At 43.3% G+C, this 20,910-nt stretch carries 20 protein-coding genes and 2 pseudogenes; 9 read left to right on the plus strand and 13 right to left on the minus strand.

The genetic code is table 11. The features are described 5' to 3' along the window. Positions 1 to 2: 2 nt before the first annotated feature. From AB6E51_RS04015 to AB6E51_RS04025, 3 genes and pseudogenes are all read right to left on the minus strand, one after another. Entirely contained in the window at positions 3 to 869 is an 867-nt protein-coding gene (locus AB6E51_RS04015; RefSeq protein ID WP_102332923.1) for an HlyD family secretion protein, read from the minus strand. A gap of 10 nt (positions 870 to 879) precedes the next feature. Then, positions 880 to 1,092 (minus strand): DUF1656 domain-containing protein, encoded by a 213-nt coding sequence (locus AB6E51_RS04020; RefSeq protein WP_010429574.1) that lies wholly within the window; start codon positions 1,090 to 1,092, stop codon positions 880 to 882. Between the two features lie 499 nt (positions 1,093 to 1,591). Then, positions 1,592 to 1,904: pseudogene (locus tag AB6E51_RS04025) on the minus strand (IclR family transcriptional regulator C-terminal domain-containing protein); the annotation flags it as partial. Positions 1,905 to 2,027: 123 nt separating this feature from the next. On the opposite strand from AB6E51_RS04025, the pseudogene AB6E51_RS04030 reads away from it, so the two are divergent. After that, a pseudogene (locus AB6E51_RS04030) lies at positions 2,028 to 2,168 on the plus strand (L-threonine 3-dehydrogenase); the annotation flags it as partial. A 128-nt stretch (positions 2,169 to 2,296) separates the two neighbouring features. On the opposite strand, the gene AB6E51_RS04035 reads toward AB6E51_RS04030, so the two are convergent. From AB6E51_RS04035 to AB6E51_RS04045, 3 genes are all read right to left on the minus strand, one after another. Further along, positions 2,297 to 3,523, minus strand: coding sequence for a DUF819 domain-containing protein (locus tag AB6E51_RS04035; RefSeq protein ID WP_372058282.1), 1,227 nt, complete (start codon positions 3,521 to 3,523; stop codon positions 2,297 to 2,299). Between the two features lie 541 nt (positions 3,524 to 4,064). Further along, positions 4,065 to 5,987 (minus strand): monovalent cation:proton antiporter-2 (CPA2) family protein, encoded by a 1,923-nt coding sequence (locus AB6E51_RS04040; protein ID WP_017067137.1) that lies wholly within the window; start codon positions 5,985 to 5,987, stop codon positions 4,065 to 4,067. Continuing rightward, on the minus strand, positions 5,987 to 6,604 hold the full coding sequence (locus AB6E51_RS04045; protein WP_010428887.1) for an NAD(P)H-dependent oxidoreductase: 618 nt from the start codon (positions 6,602 to 6,604) through the stop codon (positions 5,987 to 5,989). Before AB6E51_RS04045 ends, AB6E51_RS04040 begins: the two co-directional genes overlap by 1 nt. A gap of 306 nt (positions 6,605 to 6,910) precedes the next feature. Here AB6E51_RS04045 and AB6E51_RS04050 point away from each other — a divergent pair, with 306 nt between their 5' ends. Then, the gene (locus AB6E51_RS04050) at positions 6,911 to 7,987 is read left to right on the plus strand and encodes a low specificity L-threonine aldolase (protein WP_372058281.1); all 1,077 of its coding nucleotides are present in this window, start codon (positions 6,911 to 6,913) and stop codon (positions 7,985 to 7,987) included. Positions 7,988 to 8,089: 102 nt separating this feature from the next. Here the strand turns inward: AB6E51_RS04050 and AB6E51_RS04055 are convergent, their stop codons facing one another. After that, positions 8,090 to 8,215 (minus strand): hypothetical protein, encoded by a 126-nt coding sequence (locus AB6E51_RS04055; protein WP_017060906.1) that lies wholly within the window; start codon positions 8,213 to 8,215, stop codon positions 8,090 to 8,092. 247 nt (positions 8,216 to 8,462) lie between these two features. Here AB6E51_RS04055 and AB6E51_RS04060 point away from each other — a divergent pair, with 247 nt between their 5' ends. Next, complete coding sequence (locus tag AB6E51_RS04060; protein WP_004730224.1) at positions 8,463 to 8,897, plus strand: YccF domain-containing protein; 435 nt, start codon at positions 8,463 to 8,465, stop codon at positions 8,895 to 8,897. Between the two features lie 104 nt (positions 8,898 to 9,001). On the opposite strand, the gene AB6E51_RS04065 is transcribed toward AB6E51_RS04060, so the two are convergent. The 3 genes from AB6E51_RS04065 to AB6E51_RS04075 all read right to left on the minus strand — a co-directional run bounded on the left by AB6E51_RS04065 (position 9,002) and on the right by AB6E51_RS04075 (position 11,681). After that, on the minus strand, positions 9,002 to 9,925 hold the full coding sequence (locus AB6E51_RS04065) for a hypothetical protein (RefSeq protein WP_029235256.1): 924 nt from the start codon (positions 9,923 to 9,925) through the stop codon (positions 9,002 to 9,004). A gap of 195 nt (positions 9,926 to 10,120) precedes the next feature. After that, positions 10,121 to 11,269: an L-threonine dehydrogenase gene (yiaY, locus tag AB6E51_RS04070; RefSeq protein ID WP_372058280.1), complete on the minus strand. Its 1,149-nt coding sequence runs from the start codon at positions 11,267 to 11,269 to the stop codon at positions 10,121 to 10,123. Between the two features lie 256 nt (positions 11,270 to 11,525). Next, positions 11,526 to 11,681, minus strand: a complete 156-nt coding sequence (locus tag AB6E51_RS04075) for a hypothetical protein (RefSeq protein WP_372058279.1) — start codon at positions 11,679 to 11,681, stop codon at positions 11,526 to 11,528. Positions 11,682 to 11,894: 213 nt separating this feature from the next. On the opposite strand from AB6E51_RS04075, the gene yjjG reads away from it, so the two are divergent. Continuing rightward, positions 11,895 to 12,569: a pyrimidine 5'-nucleotidase gene (gene yjjG, locus AB6E51_RS04080; protein WP_372058278.1), complete on the plus strand. Its 675-nt coding sequence runs from the start codon at positions 11,895 to 11,897 to the stop codon at positions 12,567 to 12,569. Positions 12,570 to 12,850: 281 nt separating this feature from the next. After that, on the plus strand, positions 12,851 to 13,780 hold the full coding sequence (yddG, locus tag AB6E51_RS04085) for an aromatic amino acid DMT transporter YddG (RefSeq protein ID WP_372058277.1): 930 nt from the start codon (positions 12,851 to 12,853) through the stop codon (positions 13,778 to 13,780). A 39-nt stretch (positions 13,781 to 13,819) separates the two neighbouring features. Here yddG and AB6E51_RS04090 read toward each other — a convergent pair whose 3' ends face one another. After that, positions 13,820 to 14,716: a cation diffusion facilitator family transporter gene (locus AB6E51_RS04090; protein WP_050653601.1), complete on the minus strand. Its 897-nt coding sequence runs from the start codon at positions 14,714 to 14,716 to the stop codon at positions 13,820 to 13,822. A 288-nt stretch (positions 14,717 to 15,004) separates the two neighbouring features. Here AB6E51_RS04090 and AB6E51_RS04095 point away from each other — a divergent pair, with 288 nt between their 5' ends. Continuing rightward, positions 15,005 to 15,355 carry a hypothetical protein gene (locus AB6E51_RS04095; protein WP_017060899.1) on the plus strand — a complete coding sequence of 117 codons (351 nt, stop codon included), beginning with the start codon at positions 15,005 to 15,007 and terminating at the stop codon, positions 15,353 to 15,355. Positions 15,356 to 15,412: 57 nt separating this feature from the next. Here the strand turns inward: AB6E51_RS04095 and AB6E51_RS04100 are convergent, their stop codons facing one another. Then, a complete protein-coding gene (locus AB6E51_RS04100; protein WP_016797108.1) occupies positions 15,413 to 16,291 on the minus strand; it encodes a LysR family transcriptional regulator in 879 nt (292 codons plus the stop codon). Between the two features lie 161 nt (positions 16,292 to 16,452). On the opposite strand from AB6E51_RS04100, the gene AB6E51_RS04105 reads away from it, so the two are divergent. From AB6E51_RS04105 to AB6E51_RS04115, 3 genes are all read left to right on the plus strand, one after another. After that, entirely contained in the window at positions 16,453 to 17,052 is a 600-nt protein-coding gene (locus AB6E51_RS04105) for a class I SAM-dependent methyltransferase (protein ID WP_017064785.1), read from the plus strand. Between the two features lie 330 nt (positions 17,053 to 17,382). Continuing rightward, positions 17,383 to 18,948, plus strand: a complete 1,566-nt coding sequence (locus AB6E51_RS04110) for a YjjI family glycine radical enzyme (RefSeq protein WP_372058276.1) — start codon at positions 17,383 to 17,385, stop codon at positions 18,946 to 18,948. 56 nt (positions 18,949 to 19,004) lie between these two features. After that, positions 19,005 to 19,919, plus strand: coding sequence for a YjjW family glycine radical enzyme activase (locus AB6E51_RS04115; protein ID WP_017060896.1), 915 nt, complete (start codon positions 19,005 to 19,007; stop codon positions 19,917 to 19,919). Between the two features lie 75 nt (positions 19,920 to 19,994). Here AB6E51_RS04115 and AB6E51_RS04120 read toward each other — a convergent pair whose 3' ends face one another. Beyond that, positions 19,995 to 20,906: a LysR family transcriptional regulator gene (locus tag AB6E51_RS04120; RefSeq protein WP_372058275.1), complete on the minus strand. Its 912-nt coding sequence runs from the start codon at positions 20,904 to 20,906 to the stop codon at positions 19,995 to 19,997. Positions 20,907 to 20,910 lie beyond the last annotated feature (4 nt).

The raw sequence follows: 20,910 nt of genomic DNA on the forward strand, positions 1-20,910 counted from the left end.
ACCTAGCTATTTTTGATTATTTTAATCGAGGCAGTCATACCAACACGCAGTTGTACGTCTTTTGGTATGTTGTCTAACTTAACTTTGATAGGGATGCGTTGAGCTAGACGTATCCATTGGAAGTTTGGATTCACGTTTGGCAATAAATCATTACCTGTGCTGCCATCTTGTTTGGCAATACCAAAGCCAATACTTTTGATATGTCCTTCTAGTTGAACATTGTTATGCATCATTAAAGTAACATAGGCTGTATCCTGAGCGTCGACGCCGACTAAATCAGTCTCTTTGAAATAACCTTCAATCCAAAAGCTATCTTCATCAATTAGCGCAACCACAGGTGAATTCGCGACAACTTGAGAACCTACACGTAGGTTCAGATTGGTGATATAGCCGTTAGTAGGCGCATATACCTTGGTGTATTCAAGGTTGAGGTGTGCTTCTTCTACGTTCGCTTTTGCGAGTTCGACATTCGCGGTGCTAGTTTCTACCGCGTTGTTCAAGTTGTTTAGAGTAAGTGCGGGCACCGCACCGGGTGTTCTTTTCTCTAAATTCAACGCGCGTTGCTCTTCGTTTTTGGCTTTGGCGAGTAGGGCAAACGCTTGTTTTTGAGTGGCAAGTGCTTTTTTGTAGGTCGCCTTGTAAATACTCGGATCGATTTCAAAAAGAAGATCGCCTTTTTTCACTTTAGAGTTGTCTTCGACATGTACTTCAATCACTTGACCCGTGACTCGAGGTGTAATCGAGACAATATAAGCACTCACTTGTCCGTCTCTGGTCCACGGGTTACTTGAATACGACTGGTAATAGCTATAAACCACAGTTCCCGCAGCAGCCAATAATAAAAGTGTGATGAGATAACGTTTGATCACAGTAAGTGCCTCAAAAAATGGTAATAAAATGGCCGATAGCGCCAGTAAAAATCACGATCAAGCTCAGTTCTGCTATTGCAGGAAAGGCGACGTACTTATGAAGGCCAAACCTGGTAGCGATTGACCCTGTTAGCATTGTCAATATGTAAGCCAGTGCGATAACCAATAACAGCGGTGGGAAGTAGACTTCACCCCACACAAGTTCATGTGGCATTGTGTTCATGGTTCTGTTCTCTATTTGTTTGATGAATGCAACGATAACGGAGTTCGATTTATTGTGATAATCGCTTATAGAGGACTATATCCATCGAATTCGTTGGATATTGAGTTACATGATGATTTTGTTTTCCATTTCGATGAAACAGTGATAAGTGGGTACGAACGAAACTAGTCGTATAGAATAAAATCTAATATTAAAACTATTATTAGAGATACTTATTTTTCTTTAAATTATTGATGTGGAGAGAGGCATTTTTTATCGGTCTTAATTGGAGATTAAGTGAGGGGGGAGCGAGATAAAAATTATAAACGTTAGGAAATTGTTTAATATTGTGGATTTTAGCTGAGAGTATGTAAGGCAAGAGTTACGCGCGCTCTTGCTTACATAAAACCATTGAACTCTGCGGTAACGTAAAAGAAGTTACCTTTCTAACGATGCAAGTTTTATCGTGATATCACTGTCACCGTAACCTTTATTGTCACTGTCACCGTAACCTTTATTGTTACTTGCTTGGGTAACCATTAAACTCTAATTGCTTGGATATATTTATGCAGTAGCTCCACATAGTGAGCTTTTTTCTCTTCATCAAATCGAATGGTAGGAAATGAAATTGAGACACTGGCAATTACGGTACCAAAACGGTCGTAAACTGGAGCTGCTATACAACGTAAGCCTGGCTCTTGTGCTTCATTATCTTCGCCAAAATGCTGTAGCTTAATCGCTTTAAGTTCATCGATAAGTTGCTCGACGTTTTCGAGGGTATTTTTTGTGCTTTTCACAAACTCGGTGTCTGCTAGCTGAGTGTGAACGAATTTTTAGTCACTTTATGCCAATAGAGACATATGGGTGACCTGTTTTTATATATGTCGCCACTTTGTCGCCATTGTTCTCCTGAAATTTTTTAAATACTTGCTTTCAAAAAACTTATTTCGCTAATGTATATAATGGCTTCACTAATCCAATCAGGCCTAGATCTAACACCAATCATTACTCACCACTACAAAGTGGACGACTTCCAGAAAGGCTTCGACATGATGCGCTCTGGTATGTCAGGTAAAGTAATTCTTGATTGGGAATAAGCTTTAGCTGAGTAACAAGATATTAGAAAGGCGACAGTTTTTACTGTCGCCTTTTTTACATCTCGGAACTCAAGAAAATGGGCGATATGATCAAGGTTCAGTTGCCCATTTTTTACAGCAATGAGTTGTTAACCCAATGCAGCAGCCTGCATGATTAGGCCACAGATGTAAGCGCCGTATGTACCGAGTGCGTAACCAAGTACAGCCATTAGAATACCTACTGGAGCTAATGCTGGGTGGAACGCTGCCGCTACGATAGGAGCCGATGCAGCACCGCCGACGTTAGCTTGGCTACCTACTGCCATGAAGAACAGTGGTGCACGGATTAGCTTTGCCATCACAATCATGATAATCGCGTGGATGGTTAACCAAGTGATACCGATGAAGAAGTAGCCTGGGTTGTCTAAGATAGCTGTGATATCCATCTGCATACCAATAGTGGCAACTAGGATGTAGATGAATGCAGAGCCCACTTTAGATGCGCCACTGTGCTCAAGGCTGCGTGTTGATTTGAAGCATGAAGCAATGAGTGCAAACGTAGTCACCATTACGATTAACCAGAAGAATCCAGAAGTCAGGCTGTATTGCGCCAGTTCAGGAGCATTAGTTGAGATCCATGGTGCGATAATGTCGCTAAAGAAGTGTGCTAAGCCCGTAAGGCCAAACGCAATCGCAGTGATCTTCATTAGATCCGTTGTCGTCGTCGGACGCGCGTTTTCTTCTTGGTACTTAGATACGGTTTCTTTTAGGTCTTCGATAGATGAAGTATCGGCTTTTAACCATGCATCAATCTTCTTCTGACGACCTGCCATGATAAGCAATATTGCCATCCAAATATTGGCACAGATTACGTCCACAGTAATCATCGCAGAGAACAACTGATCGTCAACTTCAAATACTTCTTTCATTGCAGCTTGGTTTGCACCACCGCCAATCCAAGAACCTGCCACCGTTGTTAGGCCACGCCATACGTCACCAGATACAAGGTCAGGGTTGATTTGGTCAATAATCAGAATTGCCAAAGGGCCACCAATGATGATGCCAACCGTACCCGTTAGGAACATGATGACGGCTTTTGAGCCAAGGCCGAAGATTTTGCGTAGATCAGCTGAGATGATCAGTAGAACGAGTGCGCTTGGTAATAGGTAACGACTTGCAACAAAGTACAGCTTTGAGTTTGATGCGTCGATGATGCCTAGGCTGTTCAATAGAGAAGGAACAAAGTAACAGAGCAATAGACCCGGAACGAACGAGTAGAATTTTTTCAGTGCGCTATTTTGGCTACTTTCCGTGATAAAAACACCGCCAAGAATAACAGCTAACATGCCCATTATTACAGCATCATTAGTAATCATTATTATATCTCCTTTAAGGTGAGCGCAAAGGTCTCACTTTTTTGAATTGCAGGACTATACCGACAACCGCCATTCGTTACAAATTGTAACGATAGACATATTTTGAAATGTTTATGTTAATTTTGATGGTTTGAATTTGTGAATGTCGTGCGTTATTTATTTGATTGATGAATGAATCTGTTAGGGGTTTTGCGGCGTATTTCGATATATGCAATGTAATTCAAGCCTTAGAGAGTGGTCGCTAAGAATTGGGTGGGTGCTTGAATGGTAGGAATGAGTGCATATATAGCCATGTTTTTGGTGTGGTTTATGCGGGGTGGGAATGTTTCAATAATGTAAAAATCGAATCCACTTTTGCCATGTGGTCAGAAATTAAAAATTTTAGCTAGATCACACAAATCTTTCGGATTAAGAGTTTCAGCACCTGATACTTGTGCTCATTTGAGGTTTTGTCGGGGTTAAATGAAAGAAAAAGCGGCTCAAATAGCCGCTTTTGATGGTTGAATAGCATGGTTATCTAGAGCTGTAGTCTAGATTCTGCTTAAGACTCTTCTTCCTCAAAGCCATCTGCATAGCCTTTCGGTGGAGGTGTCCAACCACGTTCAGAACGAGAGTGTTTGTCTGAACGGTCTTTTTTCATATCTTCTTTCATTGCTTCTTCAAGGTGAATGAAGATTTGTCGGTAGTTGTTGTCGTAGCGTGGGTTCTCTTCCGCTTCAGACCAAGCTTGGTAAAGCTTTTCAGACTTACGGCTCTCAACGCGTTGATAAGTCGATTTTTGCTGCTCGACGAAGAATGGGTGATGACCCAAAGAACGCAAGGCTTCAGCGCCCATTTCAAGAGCAGAATGGTAGGTCTCTGATTCAACAAAGTCTGCCCCCGCTTCTCTTAGGCGATAACTATGACCTCGGTCGAATGCACGCGCTAAGACTTTCACTTTAGGGTAGGTGTGTTTAACGTATTTCACTAATTCAACGCTTGAGTCTTGGTTGTCGATTGCCACTACTAGCATCGCGGCTTCTTCGATACCCGCGGTATGCAACAAGTCGTGACGAGTAGCATCACCAAAGTAAGATTTAATATTGATGGAGCGTAATAAGTCCACTTGGTTTGCTTGATGATCCAATACTACGGTATTGACGTCATTTGATACCAACAAGCGGTTTACGATCTGACCAAATCGGCCGATGCCTGCAATGATAACGGTACCTTTCTCTTCTATTTTGTCTTCTTCTCGATCGTTCGATTTTTGCTCGTAACGGGGCAGAATGACTTTATCAAACAGAATGAACAGACCAGGAGTTAAGAACATAGAGAGGGCAACAACCAGTGATAGTGTTTGAACAATATCCGCAGGTAATACATGGTTCTGTGCTGAGAAGCTGAGTAGTACAAAACCAAATTCCCCCGCTTGAGCCAAGCTCAATGTAAATAGCCAGCGGTCGCTGTTTTTGATTCTGAAGATTAAAGCCAGTGTAAACAACACCAAGGCTTTCAGCGCCATCACGCCAAGAGTTAAGCCAATGATGAGTGCGAAATCGTTAAATAGAACGCCAAAGTTGATACCTGCGCCTACCGTGATAAAGAACAATCCAAGCAATAACCCTTTAAACGGGTCGATGTTAGATTCCAGTTCGTGCCTGAACTCACTGTTGGCAAGTACCACACCTGCTAAGAAAGTACCTAGGGCAGGCGACAAACCAACAAGGCTCATTAGCGCGGCAATACCAATCACCAACATCAGTGCAGTTGCAGTGAAGATCTCGCGTAAGCCAGAGCTCGCAACAAAACGAAACAGTGGCCGACTTAGATAATGTCCACCGACGACCACAATCGCAATTGAAGCCGTAATAACAAGTCCGTATGCCCAACTTGGCAAACCTGCAACTAAACTGAGTTCATCATGGTGTGCAGCGGTTTGGGCGGCACTTTCTGCCAAAGCAACCAATTCAGGAAGAGCCAACAAAGGGATGAACGCCAGCATTGGGATAACGGCAATATCTTGGAACAAAAGTACCGAGAAAGCGTTTTTACCGCCTTCCGTTTTAGACAGGCCTTTCTCATTGAACGTTTGTAGAACAATGGCTGTCGATGAAAGCGCAAAGATCAAACCGATAGTTAAAGCAATCGTCCAAGGTTGACCAAAGAACTGTGCAATTCCCATCACGATAGCGGTCGTACCACCAACTTGAAGGCCACCAAGCCCCATCAATCGGTTTCTCATCGCCCATAGCATCTTAGGTTCAAGTTCAAGCCCGACTAAGAACAGCATCATCACTACACCGAACTCGGCAAAGTGCTGGATGGTTGTTGTCTCTTCGCCAACCAATCCAATGATGGGACCAATCACAACGCCAGCGATTAAGTAGCCGAGAACTGATCCAAGTCCAAGTCTTTTGGCAATAGGGACCGCAATCACGGCTGCAATTAAATAGATAAATGCTTGTAGAAAGTATCCCGTCATTATTTAACCTCTGCCATCAATTCTTCCACAATATGGTTCAACTTTTCTGCCTTGTTGGCTCTTTTGATGTTGATATCACCTGCAACCAAGGCCTGTAAAAGCGTTCTGTAGCTATCGACATGTTGTTGAATACGGTTTTCTTCTAAAGCGGTACGAGATCCAAAAAGCGCAAAAGGCGCAAGATAGTTCATCCCACATAAAGACGCGGTTTGTTCAATTGGGTGAAGCAGTTCTCGAATAGTGAAGTGGTTGTAGCCATCACTTTGGTAAGCATCCTTTTTACCGCCAGCAGTGATGCAACACAGTAAGCTCTTACCTTGTAACTCGTTGCCATCGGTTCCATAGGCGAAGCCATACTCTAGAACGAGATCTTGCCACTCTTTGAGAATTGCCGGTGTGGAGTACCAATATAAGGGGAACTGAAAAATGATGATGTCATGGTCCAATAGGCGTTTTTGCTCACGATCGATGCTGATCTTGAACGTTGGATATTCGGCATAGAGGTCGACGCACGTGACACCGTCAACGCGTTTTGCTTGCTCAAATAACGGTTTGTTTGCTTCAGAACGATGTTGAGAAGGGTGTGCGAATAGCACTAAAACTCGATTTTTCGACATATAGCCCTCTTTGTATATAAACGAATAATACCTATTGGGATTATAGATATACAATAATAGAAGAATGCTTGAAGAACAACGAATTAGCTAATAGTGATTGTTTTTTCATTATCTCATTTCGTATAGTTTACCTTGTTTTAAGGCACTGTATTGTTTATACAATTCAATACTTCGAAAGGATATGAGCTTGTAAAACTAAATATTCGTTAATAATAAAAGCTAACATTTTTACTTTATGTCACCTTAACGTTAGAACGAAACCATTCGACAACTTTTCATACAATGATAACGAATAAAGGAAAGAGTATGAGTACAGATCTGCGTCAACAATGTGATTTTTTGCTTTCTGGTCACTTAGAACCAACTCCGGCACAAACATTCGCTCAGATGGCTCACTGGTGTGAAACAAATAATGTTACTCACGATAGCTACGGTGATGGCGAGTTTATTGAGAGTTTTGAAAAGAAAGTGGCAGATCTGCTCGGTTATGAAGCGGCTGTGTTTGTTATTACGGGCACCATGAATCAACCGACTGCACTAGAAATTGCGTGCCAAGAGAGAAGAAACCCAGTAGTGGCGATGCATGAATCGAGTCATATTATGCGCCATGAACGCCAAGGGTATCAGCTTCAAAATCGTTTTAGTGTTCTTCCTGTCGGTAACGTATTCCGCACTTGGAATGTCGATGACTTAAAGGCATGGCCTGATGAAATCGGAGCCGCATTATATGAACTGCCGATGCGAGAAATTGGTGGGCAGTTACCCGAATGGGAAGAGCTTGAGGCGATTAAACAGTACTGCAAAGAGCAATCGATTCACCTTCATATGGATGGTGCCCGCTTGTGGGAGTGTGGCGCGTATTACCAAAAGCCATACCGCGAGATTGCTAAGGGGTTCGATAGCGCCTATGTCTCGCTGTATAAAGGTCTCAATGGCCTTGGTGGTTCGCTACTGTTAGGCGATAAAGCTTTTGTAGCGAAGGCATCGGCGTGGATGAAGCGCCAAGGTGGTAACGTGTATCACCGAACGCCTTATGTGGTATCTGCTGCGATGCAGTTTGATGAGCGATTAGAACTGATGCCAGCTCTGTATGAACGCACCAAACAGGTTTATCAAATATTACAAGATTACCCTCAGTTCACCGTTAATCCGCAGCAACCGCAGGTCAACATGCTTCACCTATATTTACCTGTGAGCTATGAAGACGGCATTATTGTGAGAGATAACATAGCGAAGAAACACAAGATTTGGATAGGAAACCCAGCGATCAGTGAGTTGCCAAACCAATGTAAGATTGAATGGTATGTAGGGGATAACCTACTAAATTTGCCTGATCATGAGCTGATAGACATTCTAGATTTTATTAGCGAAGAGCTGATTTGATTAACGAAGAGCTGGCTGAAGAAGAACTGATCTAATTGGAACTGAAATGGATACAGGAAAGGGTTCTTATATCCATTTATATAGCTAGGATGTCCGGCTCTGTTACATATACTGGTTGATGTACACATCAACTAAGAACATGAACACTGGAACAGTGCTGAGAAGTCCGAAGAAGACGATTGGCACCCAGTTTTTCATTTTCTTTTTAGGTTGCTCAGTGTTATTCATAAATTCGGCCTTAAATTCGTTGTTGAGTCTGTTTAGCTTTTTGGTACTAAAAATCTAAGTGTATGGTATCAAATAAATGGGTTTAGCCCTATGTAGATTTAGAGAACCGTGGTGTATATCAATCACATAAAATGTAAGTGATTCATAAACGGTTCATAAAGGTTCAACAATAATGAACCTATTACAACAATCATTGCCTTACTCGGCATATTAAATAAATAGCATTCAAAGATTTGGAGAATACAGAATGAAAACAATAGGAAACATCATTTGGTTTCTGTTCGGTGGCGTATTTATGGGACTAGCTTGGTGGTTCTTCGGACTGCTCGCATTCCTAACCATCGTTGGTATTCCATGGGGTAGAGCATGTTTTGTTATGGGTAACTTCTCATTCTTCCCATTTGGTCAGGAAGCGATTTCGCGTGATGAGCTAACCAATGAAATGGACATCGGCACGAGCCCGCTAGGTGTGATTGGTAACGTTATTTGGTTCTTATTTGCGGGGATCTGGTTGGCGATTGGTCACATCATGTCAGCAGTAGCGTGTTTCATTACTATTATAGGTATTCCGTTTGCGATTCAGCACCTTAAGCTCGCGGTTATCTCATTGGCGCCAATCGGTAAAACCGTTGTCGACAAGCGTGAAGCAGAAGCGGCACGAGTAAGAAACTACAAGGGTTAAGACTACAGTTTAAGCCTTATATAGAACTGAAAAAGCACATCACATGATGTGCTTTTTTGTGCCTCGTTTTCTATCTAACGATGCCCCAATCTCACAAACACTCACTAGACATTGTTGAACAAGACTTCAAGCCTAAGGGTGATGTTGGCTTCTTCGGTGTGTTTCTCATGAGGTTCTCGTTCCCATTGATAACGAGGGATGAGTTCGTAGAACAGCCACTCTTTCCATACGTTTTGTCGGTAGGTAACCGAAACCTGAGCGTATTCGTAATGATTATGAGGCTCATCCGTTGCATTAATCGTGGCGCTATATTGAAGTGCTTGGTCTTGGGCAAGGTAGTGATACAAGGTTAGCCCTGTACCATAGTTCCAACCTTTAAGGTCGTCGTTATATCCTGCAAAGCTTGACCATCGAGCCAAGAAATCATCACTTAAAGAAAGATCAAAGTCGATGTCGGTGATCTCACCAGTCTCTTGTTTTTCTTGATATACACGTTGGGTCAGCCTGAATACTGCATCTGTGGTGAGCGGGTAGGTAAAACGATAGCGAGCCTCTATTCTTGGGCGTAATGTCGCTTTGATATTGAAACTACTGTAACCCTTGGCATAGGCGTCATAACGAAGGCCAAGTGCATTCTCTAACTCTTCAGAATCTTGTGGGAAGAAGTCTAAGAATTCTTCATCGCCAACAGACTCGTAGATTAGCTTAAGCCTTTTGCTGACAAAGGGTAAATGCAGGCGTGCGTTTAGCTTGGTGGAATAATCCACGTCACCGCCCTCAGAATAGATGAAATCATTATACCAACGTACAGAGGTTCCGGCTCTGGCGTCCTCGGTAATACGGTCATCCACAAAGAAGTTATCGAACCATATTGCGGGCTGACAAAACTTGCTGTTTAGGTAGTGGTAAGCTTTTTCGACGCGCGTGTCTTCTAACGGTTGGCTGTGACACTCATCCTGTTCCTCCGCGAAGGCAGAGTGGGAAACGAGCGATGCTAATAATGAGGAGTTAACTATCCAACGACTCAATGGAACCTGTTTGTCATTCTATGTATCAATAGTTTGACTATAACTAAGCAGTTATGACAATGCGACTTTTAAAGAGATTTATCTTAATCAGTGGCTATTCAAAACAGAGACTTGAATAACATATGGCAGGTAAAGAAAACGGGCTCAGTAGGTGAGCCCGTTTGTCGATAAGTTTATAAGTGACTTAATGGCAGATTACATTGCCGCTTCGAAAATCGCAGAGATTTCTTCGTGGGTCGCTTGTTTAGGATTAGTAAAACCACATGCGTCTTTCAGTGCGTTGTCAGACAGAGTAGGGATATCTTCTAGCTTCGCACCAAGTTGCGCGATACCTGTTGGGATGTTCACGTCATTTGCTAGTTGAACAATTGCGTTGATCGCAGCTTCTGCGCCTTGCTCTGGTGACATACCTTCAACGTTAACGCCCATTGCTTTTGCAACATCACGTAGACGCTCAGGACAAACTTGCGCGTTGTAGCGTTGAACGTGTGGTAGCAAGATAGCATTACACACACCGTGTGGAAGATCGTAGAAGCCGCCTAGCTGATGCGCCATCGCATGAACATAACCTAGTGACGCGTTGTTGAACGCCATACCCGCCATGAACTGTGCGTAAGCCATTTGCTCACGAGCTTCAATGTCTTCGCCGTGCGTAACCGCTGTTCTTAGGTGTGCTTGCACAAGCTCGATTGCTTTGATTGCTACAGCGTCGGTAATTGGCGTTGCTGCGATTGAAACGTAAGCTTCGATTGCGTGCGTTAACGCATCCATACCAGTTGCAGCAGTTAATGATGCAGGTTTAGCAAGCATCAACTCAGGATCGTTTACTGAGATAAGCGGTGTTGTGTGCTTATCAACGATAGCCATCTTAATGTGGCGCTCTTCATCAGTGATGATGCAGAAACGTGTCATTTCTGAAGCGGTGCCCGCAGTCGTGTTGATAGCGATAAGAGGCATCATCGGTTTTTCAGATTGATCGACACCTTCGTAATCTGCAATCTTGCCGCCGTTAGAAGCAACCAGAGCGATACCTTTTGCACAGTCGTGTGGAGAACCGCCACCTAGAGAAACAACAAAATCACAATCGTTGTCAGTCAGCAATTCTAGACCATCGTTCACGTTAGTGATGGTTGGGTTTGGTTGAGTGCCGTCGAATACAACTGCGTCTACGCCACGCTGGCTAAGAAGGTCTTGTACCTGCTTAACTACGCCAATTTGATTCAGGATCTTATCAGTAACGATCAGACCTTTTTTAAAGCCTTGAGACTGAATGCTATCAGCAGCATCCTTCAGACAGCCAGTACCCATGAAGTTGATTGTAGGGATGTAAAATGCAGTAGACATTGGAAAACTCCGTTAATTATGATTTTTAATTTCCTACATGTTGTCGGCATTCAAGTGGTCGACCATTGATCTGGAACAACTTTGAATTCGAACTACCACTTTGTGGCTAGTCGTTGTGATAGGGCTCATATAGCAATCGTTTTCATGGTTTTTGGCTGTGTTGATTGTCAGTAATAGATCGCGATAAATCGACTAAATTAGAGACAGTATGGAGCTCTATAACAATGAAAAATAAGGTTTTTCATTGAGAACTCTTCTAGTTAGGCTGGTGTCGACGTTTATCTGAGTCATCGCTGCATTCAATTTCAGGTTCTTGTGACTCTTCAGAATCAAGCGTGTCTTCTGACTCCTCGTCATAGTATTTGACAAGAAAAGGGGTAAGCATGACAGACGATGGTAAAAAGTGCTTCATAGTACCTCCCGGTACCTAAGTGTATTTATTGTATGGTATTGGTTTAATATGTGGCAAAATTTGCGATACATCATGACTTGTGGCTTGTTTTCTATAAATTATTAGAACTATATTCAGGCTCACAAAATTGGTAGTAGAATGAACATCTGGTCTTTGAGCCAATGAACAACTAAAGATAAACGCAGCTCAACAGCGTGATTAATAGGAAATAAAATGAAGTACGACTGGATATTCTTTGATGCAGATGAAACCTTGTTCCATTTTGATGCTTATCAGGGAATGAAGCTGATGTTTTCTCGTTTTGGTGTGGACTTCAACGAACAGGATTATTCGGTTTACCAAGAGGTTAATTTACCACTTTGGGTAGATTATCAAGATGGCCGCATTACGGCAGCTCAACTGAAGCACGCGCGTTTTGAAAGCTGGGCAACAAAGTTAGAGACAACAACAGCAGAACTAAACAGTGCATTTTTGACCGCAATGGCGGATATCTGTTCTCTGCTCCCAGGTGCAAAAGAGTTGATGGAGTCTTTAAAAGGCAAAGTGAACATGGGTATCATCACGAATGGGTTTACCGAGCTGCAATCTATACGTTTAGAACGCACAGGTATGACAGATTACTTTGACCATGTGATCATCTCTGAAGAAGTCGGTGTCGCGAAACCAGACGCTGAAATCTTTGAATATGCGCATAAGCTGGTTGGATTGCCATCGAAACAAAGAATATTGATGGTCGGGGATAACCCACATTCAGATATTCTAGGCGGACTCGATTTTGGCATTGAAACTTGCTGGTTAAACAGTCAAGAAAAGACAACACCAGCTGGCATCAACCCTCACTATCAAGTGAAGTCTTTGGCTGACTTACAAGCTCTACTGTTGGCTTAGTTAATAGTTAATAGTTAATAGTTAATAGTTAACAACTGACTGCTACTAGCGAATACGCGATCATAATCACAATCGGTTGATTTCGCTAATTGACCAATGCTTTGCAAATTGATTGATGGTTCGTAAGTTGATTGATGCTTCGTTAATTGGTTGGTACTTCGTAAATTGATAGATGCTTTGTAAACAAAGTGTTGATGGCCGAGTACGAAAATGTACTCGGCCAATTATTTTGAACTTGGTTTAACCATAGAGTGACCATCAAAAATAGATAAGGAAAAGGCGTGCTGAAATCTCATCGTTATAGCTGCTACGGTATTATCGCCATTTTATTATGGAGCTGTTTGATTGCTCTGTCTCGTAGCGTCTCAGAACAGCTAGGTCCAATTGGTGGTGCTGCCAGCCTTTACACGGTGAGTGCGCTGTTGTTGGTCTGTGTTATGGGTTTACCAAAGTTGTCACGCTTTTCTAAGTCTTACTTGCTGATTGGCGGCGCCTTGTTCGTTTGTTATGAGATTTTCCTGGCTCTGGCTTTGGGAATGGCGAACAGCCGACATCAAGCGATAGAGATGGCCGTAATTAACTATCTGTGGCCGGCACTGACGGTGTTGTTTGCGGTGTTGCTGAGCGACAAGAAGATTAACTGGTTAGTTTATCCAAGTATCTTTTTGGCATTCTTTGGTGTGGCTTGGAGCATCAGTGGTGACCAAGGTCTATCTGTTGATCAAATTGCTGCCAACATTGCGACTAACCCTAAAACCTATTCAATGGCGTTTTTCGGCGCGATTATTTGGGCGGTCTACTGTAATTACACTCAGAAAGTGGCGAAAGGACAGAATGCGATCGTGCTGTTCTTTATCGCGACTGCAATCACCTTGTGGATCAAATACGCATTGAGTAACGAAACCGGCATGGTGATGACAACGAGTGCGGCGATTGATTTAGCGCTAGCTGGCGCTTGCATGGGGGCAGGCTACGCACTTTGGAACACGGCGATTCTTGGTGGCAACATGGTGTTTTTGGCAACCATGTCGTACTTTACGCCAATCTTCGCGACACTACTTTCCTCGGTGATTTTGGGCTTGTCATTGACCATGACGTTTTGGCAGGGCGTATGTATGGTAACCGTTGGTTCACTGGCTTGCTGGTGGGTAACAAGAGAAAAGCCGACGGCAAAGGCGTCGGCTTCTATAAAGGTTCAATCTCAGTCTTAATTTGCGCTTATGTTCCAGCGTTATTTGCTAGGTGAAAACTTAGCTCGCGACATTGAGGTTCAATTGAAGCTCATATGGCATCTTCGATAGGCGTCGCTTAAGTTGGCGGCGCGTACGTTCAATATCATCGACCGCAATCGCTTGTTGGTCGTTGGTATGAATATCAACATTGATTCGTAATTCTGGACCAACCTTAGTCACACCCATCAGCTCCAAATCTTGCTCCGCTTCTTTGTCTACCGCGACAACGTTCTTATCTACCGCATCACAAATATCTTTGTTTGCCGACATCATAAGCAGTTCGCGCATGGCTTCACGTAACATGTCGAAAGGAACTTTGATGAAGTAGAAAGACATTAGCAACATCATCATTGGGTCGGCATACACTGCGTATTCTGCAAGCGGAGAAAAGGTAATTAACCAAGCCGCTACGAAACCCGCTGTTACCGCTACACTCAGTAGCGTATCCATCTGCCACTGCTTAGATTCAGCCTGAATCAGACCTGAAGAAATACGTTTGCTCTTATTCGCGATGTACCACCAAGCGTAACCACAACCCAACACGTTGAAAATACCAAACAGAGTTGCAATAGAAGCATCAACTTCACGACCACCCGTCATTAGGGCACCAATCGCAGAGTAAAGTGAATAACCAACCACAAGAAGAATCACAACGGCTTTAATCGCAATCACAATCGGCTCGATGATAGCTCGACCAAACGGGAACTCAGTGTCCGAAGGGCGATTGATGTATTTCGACGCAGCTAGTGACAATAAAGTTAACAGTAAGCTGATAAGAGAATAGACACCGTCAAACACTATGACCAGAGAGCCAACGAGAAGACCCAACACCAATCCGCCAATTGCGAAGCCTGATGCTAAAAGGGCTGAGAACAATAGTACTCGATTTTCGTTTTGGCTTTTCCTGTCACACATAATATTTTCCAGATGTTTTTGATAACTTCATTGTTCTAATAATGAGCTAACTTTACAAACTTTATCTGATGATGTTTATATGTCTTATTTAATTCGAACATATAAATCAATAAAATTCAGTTACTTAAGATCAGGGTGTGGTGTCAATAAAGTTGACGTTGAGTGTTTTTTGGTGATGGTGTGCAACTGAAATAGGATCGTTTATGATTAATAAAACACATTAGTCGCTAAGGTCTTATTGGTCTTCTAGATTTGACTGCGACTGCGATGGACAAGGAGTGAATCAATATGAAGTTTGACGATATCAGTGATAATGAGTTGTGGGCGATTGCTAACCCGATCATGGATAATCTGATGGATGGTTCAACTAAGGTTGATCATGAACAGCACTGTCGAGATTTTACTCAAAGGATGAAAGACATTGTTACGCCAGAATATTTAGAAAAGGTGTGTCACCATTATCAGCACAGTAATGGCTTTTTTGCTGAGCGTGAGCAAGTTGCTTTATTTAGACGTTCAGACTCCATCGCCTTTGTGTGGAAACAAGCTTACACCATCGCCAAAGGTGAGTTTGTCGCTGAAATGGTATTGGTTGAAGAAGACGGACGCTATTTAGTGGATCACGTGATGGTCTTTTAGGAGTAGTGCTGTTTGTGGTTTTTCCCTTTGTTATCGACGATAAGCAATAAGCGCGAGCTAGAAATCAAACAAATAATCACTAAGCTGGTCGGCCAACCAATTCATTCCTGGGTGCTCTGCCATGCCAGCCGCGGTAAACATACAGTAGTCTTCTTGTGTTAAACCGTAGGTGTGTTTGATCACGGCAAGCTCTTGTTCACGCAGTAAATGGCGAATCAATGGCTCAGGCATTACGCCCCATGCTTCTTCACGTAGAATCGTATCCAACATAAAGTCGAAGCTAGAGAAGCCAATGTAACGACGCGAGAAGGGCTCAAGCTCAGGATTATCCTTTTCATTAAGATAAACCATGGTTGCTTGCATCGAATTTCTCAGTACTTCATCAGACACTCGTCGCATCGCACTCAAATCATGTCCTTTCTTACATACAGACATCATTCGAATCTTACCAAGCGGGTTGTAGATAATTCTTGGGTCATCGACGCGTTCGTAATCGACACCAAATGCGAAGTCGACTTGCTGAGTTTCAACTAGGTTAGCTAAGTCACCGCTCGATGCGAGAACGAAGTTGAATGAGGTAGAAGGGTACTTGTTATTTAAGGCGTGAGATAAGTCCTGCCACATTTCATCGGGTAGGGAGTCATCTCGTGCTATCCAAATTTCTGCGTTGAATTCGCCCGAAACATGCAAGCAGGTTTGTTTAATACGCGCGGCTGTCACCAACATGCCTTCGCAATCTTTGTAAATCGCTTTACCCGCTTCTGAAAGCTCAACGTGGTTTCCGCTGCGGACGAACAGCTCGACATCTAACTCTTTTTCCAAGGCTTTAATCGACATGCTGAGTTTGGTTCGGTTGCATTCTAACTGGCGTGCAGCTTCAGAAACTGATCCTAAATCAGCAACGGAACAAAAGGCTTGGACTTGAGAAAGGTTCATTTCATTTCCAGATTGAGCGGGGGTTGGTGCATATTATCTGAATATTGTGCTGACTATCTTAGAAATAGTCCATCTTTGCATGATAACTCTATGACGAATTGACTAATTTGGTTTACTCTGGGGAAGTTCCGAACCTACAAGAAGTAAAGATGGAGGCCATGATGGCGAAACAATGGGACGAATACGCCGTTGATTGGGATAAAGATCCCGCAACTGCAGTATTCGCACAATCCGTATTTGACCAGTTAACACAGCTCGTTGATTTAAACGGAACCCGTGTCCTTGATTTTGGTTGTGGTACAGGACTACTCAGCCAGAAAATATCTCCTTTAGCAAAAGAGATCATCGCACTTGATATCTCTGAAGGGATGATTGAAGAGTTAGATAAGAAAGAGTTACCTAACGTTGAACCGGTAGTTGATATTTTATCGCGCGGACTTGCAGCGCAGCATCCAGCATTCAGAAACCAGTTTGACCTAGTGGTAGCCTCTTCGGTGTGTGGTTTTATCCCGAACCTACAAGACACAGTCAGTCTGATTTACACGCTGCTTGAAAACGACGGTACGTTTGTACACTGGGATTGGTACTTGGAAAGCGACAGTGAAGACTACGGTGTAAGCCAACAGCGCTCAGAAAATGTATTGAGTGCAGCGGGCTTTGCAGTAGTTGAAGTCTCTACACCGTTCTCGATTGACACTCCACAAGGAGAGTTAAAGGTATTAATGGGTGTTGGACGTAAACAAGCGCTTCCAGATCTGTAATCGTGTGTATGCCTTGAGCTAGCATTCAGAATGCTCATTTAAACTACTAAACCCACATTAACGACTCTAACGTTAGTTATGTGGGTTTTCTCTTTTTGGCGCTATCGTTTTAAACAGAACGAATTAGCGCTTTCTCATTTCTTCACTACTAACTCTGGTTTCTCTATTTCTCTATTTCTCTGTTTCTCATCTCGCTCATAGAACACTCAACACCGCTAATTTACAAATTATTTATTTCCATTTTGGAAATGTAGTCTTGCATACATTTCATTAGTGGAAATATAACGGTGAGATATAAAATAAGCCCATAACAACACTAAGGGTTTAATCATGAGCCACCAATCTGCGTCATCTACTTCTTCACCACTTTCAGAGCAACAACAACGCTTTAGCAATATCATTTCAGATGCCAACCTGTCACCAAAACAGAAGTCGAGCTATCTTGCCTTAGAAGCTGAAGCCAGCTTACCGTATATGCCGGTAAGCAAAGAAGTAGAGCAAGCCTTACAACAAGGTGTGCTGTGTGACATGTTTGAAGGGCACGCCCCATTTAAGCCGCGCTATGTACTTCCAGATTATTCTAAATACTTACATCAAGGCTCAGAGTATTTAGAGCTTAGCGCGGCAACCAACTTCGATGAAGCATTGAACATGCTTACCATCCTTTACCACCATGTTCCGTCTGTCACTTCAATTCCGGTTTACCTAGGTCAGTTGGATGATGTGTTGATGCCTTTCGTGGGCGACTTAACAGAAGAGCAGGTATACCAAAAGATTAAGCTGTTCTGGATCATGTTGGATCGCACACTGCCAGACGCCTTTATGCATGTGAATATCGGCCCGACAGACAACATTATCTGCCGTACGATTTTACGTGTAGACGCTGAATTGAAGCAGATCGCGCCAAACTTAACCTTTATGTACGACCCAGCCGTGACACCTGATGATCTACTTCGTCATGCGGCGAGCAACATCTGTGAATGCAGTAAACCACATATTGCAAACTATCCAGCGCATGCCGAGGCTTACGGCGATAAGCGTTTTGGTATTGTGAGCTGCTACAACTCTCTGCCGTTAGCGGGTGGTTCAAACACCTTGGTGCGTATGAACCTTAAGCAAGTGGCGTTGAAGTCTGAGGACAGTGCTGATTTCTTACAACAAGTATTGCCGAACTACAGTGGCATCATGGTTGAGTTGATGAACGTTCGAAGCCGCTTCTTGCATGAAGAGTCTAACTTCTTCGAAGGCTTCTTAACCAAAGAAGGTTTGATCGAAGAGGATCGCTTTGCGCCAATGTTTGGTATTTACGGCATGGCGGAAGCAGTCAACATCTTGTTGGAGAAAGAAGGTCAAGCAGAGCGTTATGGTCACGATGAACTGGCGAATCAGCTTGGTCATCGTATCTCTGAAAAGCTGGCTGAGATCGTTGAACGCTCTGAAGTGAAATATGGATTAGAAGGTAAAGCTCTGCTGCATGCTCAAGGCGGTATTAGCTTAGATGAAGATGTGACGCCGGGTGTCCGTATTCCTTATGGTACCGAACCGGATCCTGTCTCTTACGTTCGTGCAACCGCGGGTCACCATAAGTTCTACACCTCGGGCATCAGTGACATTCTGACCATCGACGAAACAGTGAAATCTAACCCTGAAGCGATGTTTAACCTGTGTAAAGGCGCGATTCAAGCGGGTTACCGAGAGTTCACGGCTAACGTTGCATCAAATGATTTGGTTCGTGTCACGGGTTACATGATTAAGCTATCTGACATTGCCAAATATGACGAGCAAGGCTCACGCACCAATACCACCTTTTTAGGTGCCGAAGCTGCGAAGAACACGGGCATATTAGAGCGTAAACCACGCGTGGTGAGTTTAGAGATGTCGCCGACATACGAATAGCTTTAACGTGCGTGCGTTATGTGTATGGTGCGTTTCGAATACGAACAATGTGAATTATGAAAATTTCTGATCTAACAACTCAAATGGCTAGGGTTAAAAATAATAAGACAGAAAAACAAGCGAAGGTCAGCCGTGTGCTGACCTTTTCTTGTGTTGACGGCCCGGGAAACCGCTTGGTGCTGTTTCTTCAGGGCTGCAACTTTGACTGTATTACTTGCCACAACCCACACACAATTAATCACTGTAACCATTGTGGTGACTGCATTAGCGGCTGTCCGAGCAGTGCTCTGAGTCTTATTGATGGCAAAGTGAAGTGGGACCCAGCAGCCTGTACGAATTGCGATCAGTGCATTGATGTCTGCGATCATAAGTCGAGCCCGAAAATTACCACAATGACGGTCTCAGAGGTTCTGGAGCTTGTCAGGCATAATCAGTTTTTCTTGAGTGGCATTACCGTTTCTGGCGGTGAAGCGACCATGCAGTTGCCGTTTATCATAGAGCTGTTTCAAGCGATTAAACGTGATTCACAGTTAGCGCATCTCACGTGTTTTATTGATAGTAATGGTTCGCTGTCACTTCAAGGGTGGGACAAGGTGTTGCCTTATCTTGATGGCGCGATGATTGACCTAAAATCATGGCAATCGGAAACACATCAATGGTTAGTGGGTAGAGGTAATCATAGGGTGTTTGAAACCATTAACTACTTAGCAGATAAAGGAAAACTGCACGAAGTTAGGTTGCTACATATCCCAAATAAAAGCGATCTTGAGGACGAAATTGAACAAGTGGGGCGTTACTTGAAGACTCTACCAAGTGATATTCGAATTCGGCTGAATGCGTTTCAGCATCATGGTGTCATTGGCGACGCGTTAGATTGGCCGAAATGCACCGAAAAACAGATGCAGAGCTTTCACGATAAGCTCTACACCATAGTTCAAAGACCGATGCAAACTCCTGAGGTTTATACCTAGTCTTTAGATTTCTTAGGCGGTCAATCAGGCTTCTAAGAACGTTAACTTTCTAAAGATATTAAGTCTCTAAAAATATTAAGCTTCTAAAAACAGGTCACACAACCATTTGATCGCTTGATCATTCATGTTGGGTTTATTCCACACCAAGCTGTACGCCACCTTACCGTAATCAAAAGGCAAGGGCTTGCTCACTAAGCCCTGAGCTTGTTTAGCATGCTCAGCCCACTGTTTAGAGCAAGTGAACAGGAAAGGTGTGTGGTGACACAACACAGCCGCAGCGCCGAAGTCCGCGACCGATATTGCCATCTCTCTTGGTTGGTGGCATTGAACCAAGTTTTGTTCAAAGTAAGGCTGAGACAGTTCGTTATCTAAAATCCCAATGTGCTTGTAATCTAAGTAGCCTTCCACTGTCAGTTCTTGCTGAGCGAGAGGGTTGTGTGCGCCCATCAAACAAACCATTTCATCTGGAAGAATTGTTTCCCAAACCAGCTCTTTGTTATCGGTCGGCGGCTGAGATATATCATGAGGCAACAAGATCAAATTGACCTTGCCACTGAGTAAAGCATCGAAGCCGAGCTGTTGTTTCGAATAGATGTTGAGCTTCGCGCTTGGCGCGAGCTCAGTGGTAATTTTACTGATCTTTGAGGCAAATACTTCGAAAGTACTTTCACGCATCGAAAGTGAAAAACTGCCTTGGTACTCTTGAGGGGTAAAACTCTTTTGATGAAGCAGTCCATTCATGCTTGAAAGAATTGCGTGAACAGTGGGCGCTATCTTCAGAGCAAAGGGAGTCGGGATAAGCTTGGTACCATCTCGATAGAAAAGCTCATCATTCAGGATGTCACGCAACTGAGACAGGGTTTTGCTTACACTCGAAGGGCTGACACAGAGTTGCTCTGAGGTCTGAGTGACGCTGTGAGTGTTCAGCATAATATGCAGCGCAGTGAGGTGCTTAAGGCTCACCCTAGATAAGTGTAAGTAATCCATTTAT

This window comes from Vibrio sp. 10N.247.311.47 (genome assembly GCF_041467535.1).
Lineage (GTDB): Bacteria > Pseudomonadota > Gammaproteobacteria > Enterobacterales > Vibrionaceae > Vibrio > Vibrio crassostreae_C.

Bases quoted from the DNA above. Each gene is read 5' to 3' on its own strand.
- AB6E51_RS04020 (WP_010429574.1), bottom strand. From the start codon at position 1,092: ATGAACACAATGCCACATGAACTTGTGTGGGGTGAAGTCTACTTCCCA.
- AB6E51_RS04035 (WP_372058282.1), bottom strand. From the start codon at position 3,523: ATGATTACTAATGATGCTGTAATAATGGGCATGTTAGCTGTTATTCTT.
- AB6E51_RS04040 (WP_017067137.1), bottom strand. From the start codon at position 5,987: ATGACGGGATACTTTCTACAAGCATTTATCTATTTAATTGCAGCCGTG.
- AB6E51_RS04045 (WP_010428887.1), bottom strand. From the start codon at position 6,604: ATGTCGAAAAATCGAGTTTTAGTGCTATTCGCACACCCTTCTCAACAT.
- AB6E51_RS04050 (WP_372058281.1), top strand. From the start codon at position 6,911: ATGAGTACAGATCTGCGTCAACAATGTGATTTTTTGCTTTCTGGTCAC.
- AB6E51_RS04055 (WP_017060906.1), bottom strand. From the start codon at position 8,215: ATGAATAACACTGAGCAACCTAAAAAGAAAATGAAAAACTGGGTGCCA.
- AB6E51_RS04060 (WP_004730224.1), top strand. From the start codon at position 8,463: ATGAAAACAATAGGAAACATCATTTGGTTTCTGTTCGGTGGCGTATTT.
- yiaY (WP_372058280.1), bottom strand. From the start codon at position 11,269: ATGTCTACTGCATTTTACATCCCTACAATCAACTTCATGGGTACTGGC.
- AB6E51_RS04075 (WP_372058279.1), bottom strand. From the start codon at position 11,681: ATGAAGCACTTTTTACCATCGTCTGTCATGCTTACCCCTTTTCTTGTC.
- yjjG (WP_372058278.1), top strand. From the start codon at position 11,895: ATGAAGTACGACTGGATATTCTTTGATGCAGATGAAACCTTGTTCCAT.
- AB6E51_RS04090 (WP_050653601.1), bottom strand. From the start codon at position 14,716: ATGTGTGACAGGAAAAGCCAAAACGAAAATCGAGTACTATTGTTCTCA.
- AB6E51_RS04095 (WP_017060899.1), top strand. From the start codon at position 15,005: ATGAAGTTTGACGATATCAGTGATAATGAGTTGTGGGCGATTGCTAAC.
- AB6E51_RS04100 (WP_016797108.1), bottom strand. From the start codon at position 16,291: ATGAACCTTTCTCAAGTCCAAGCCTTTTGTTCCGTTGCTGATTTAGGA.
- AB6E51_RS04105 (WP_017064785.1), top strand. From the start codon at position 16,453: ATGGCGAAACAATGGGACGAATACGCCGTTGATTGGGATAAAGATCCC.
- AB6E51_RS04110 (WP_372058276.1), top strand. From the start codon at position 17,383: ATGAGCCACCAATCTGCGTCATCTACTTCTTCACCACTTTCAGAGCAA.
- AB6E51_RS04115 (WP_017060896.1), top strand. From the start codon at position 19,005: ATGAAAATTTCTGATCTAACAACTCAAATGGCTAGGGTTAAAAATAAT.
- AB6E51_RS04120 (WP_372058275.1), bottom strand. From the start codon at position 20,906: ATGGATTACTTACACTTATCTAGGGTGAGCCTTAAGCACCTCACTGCG.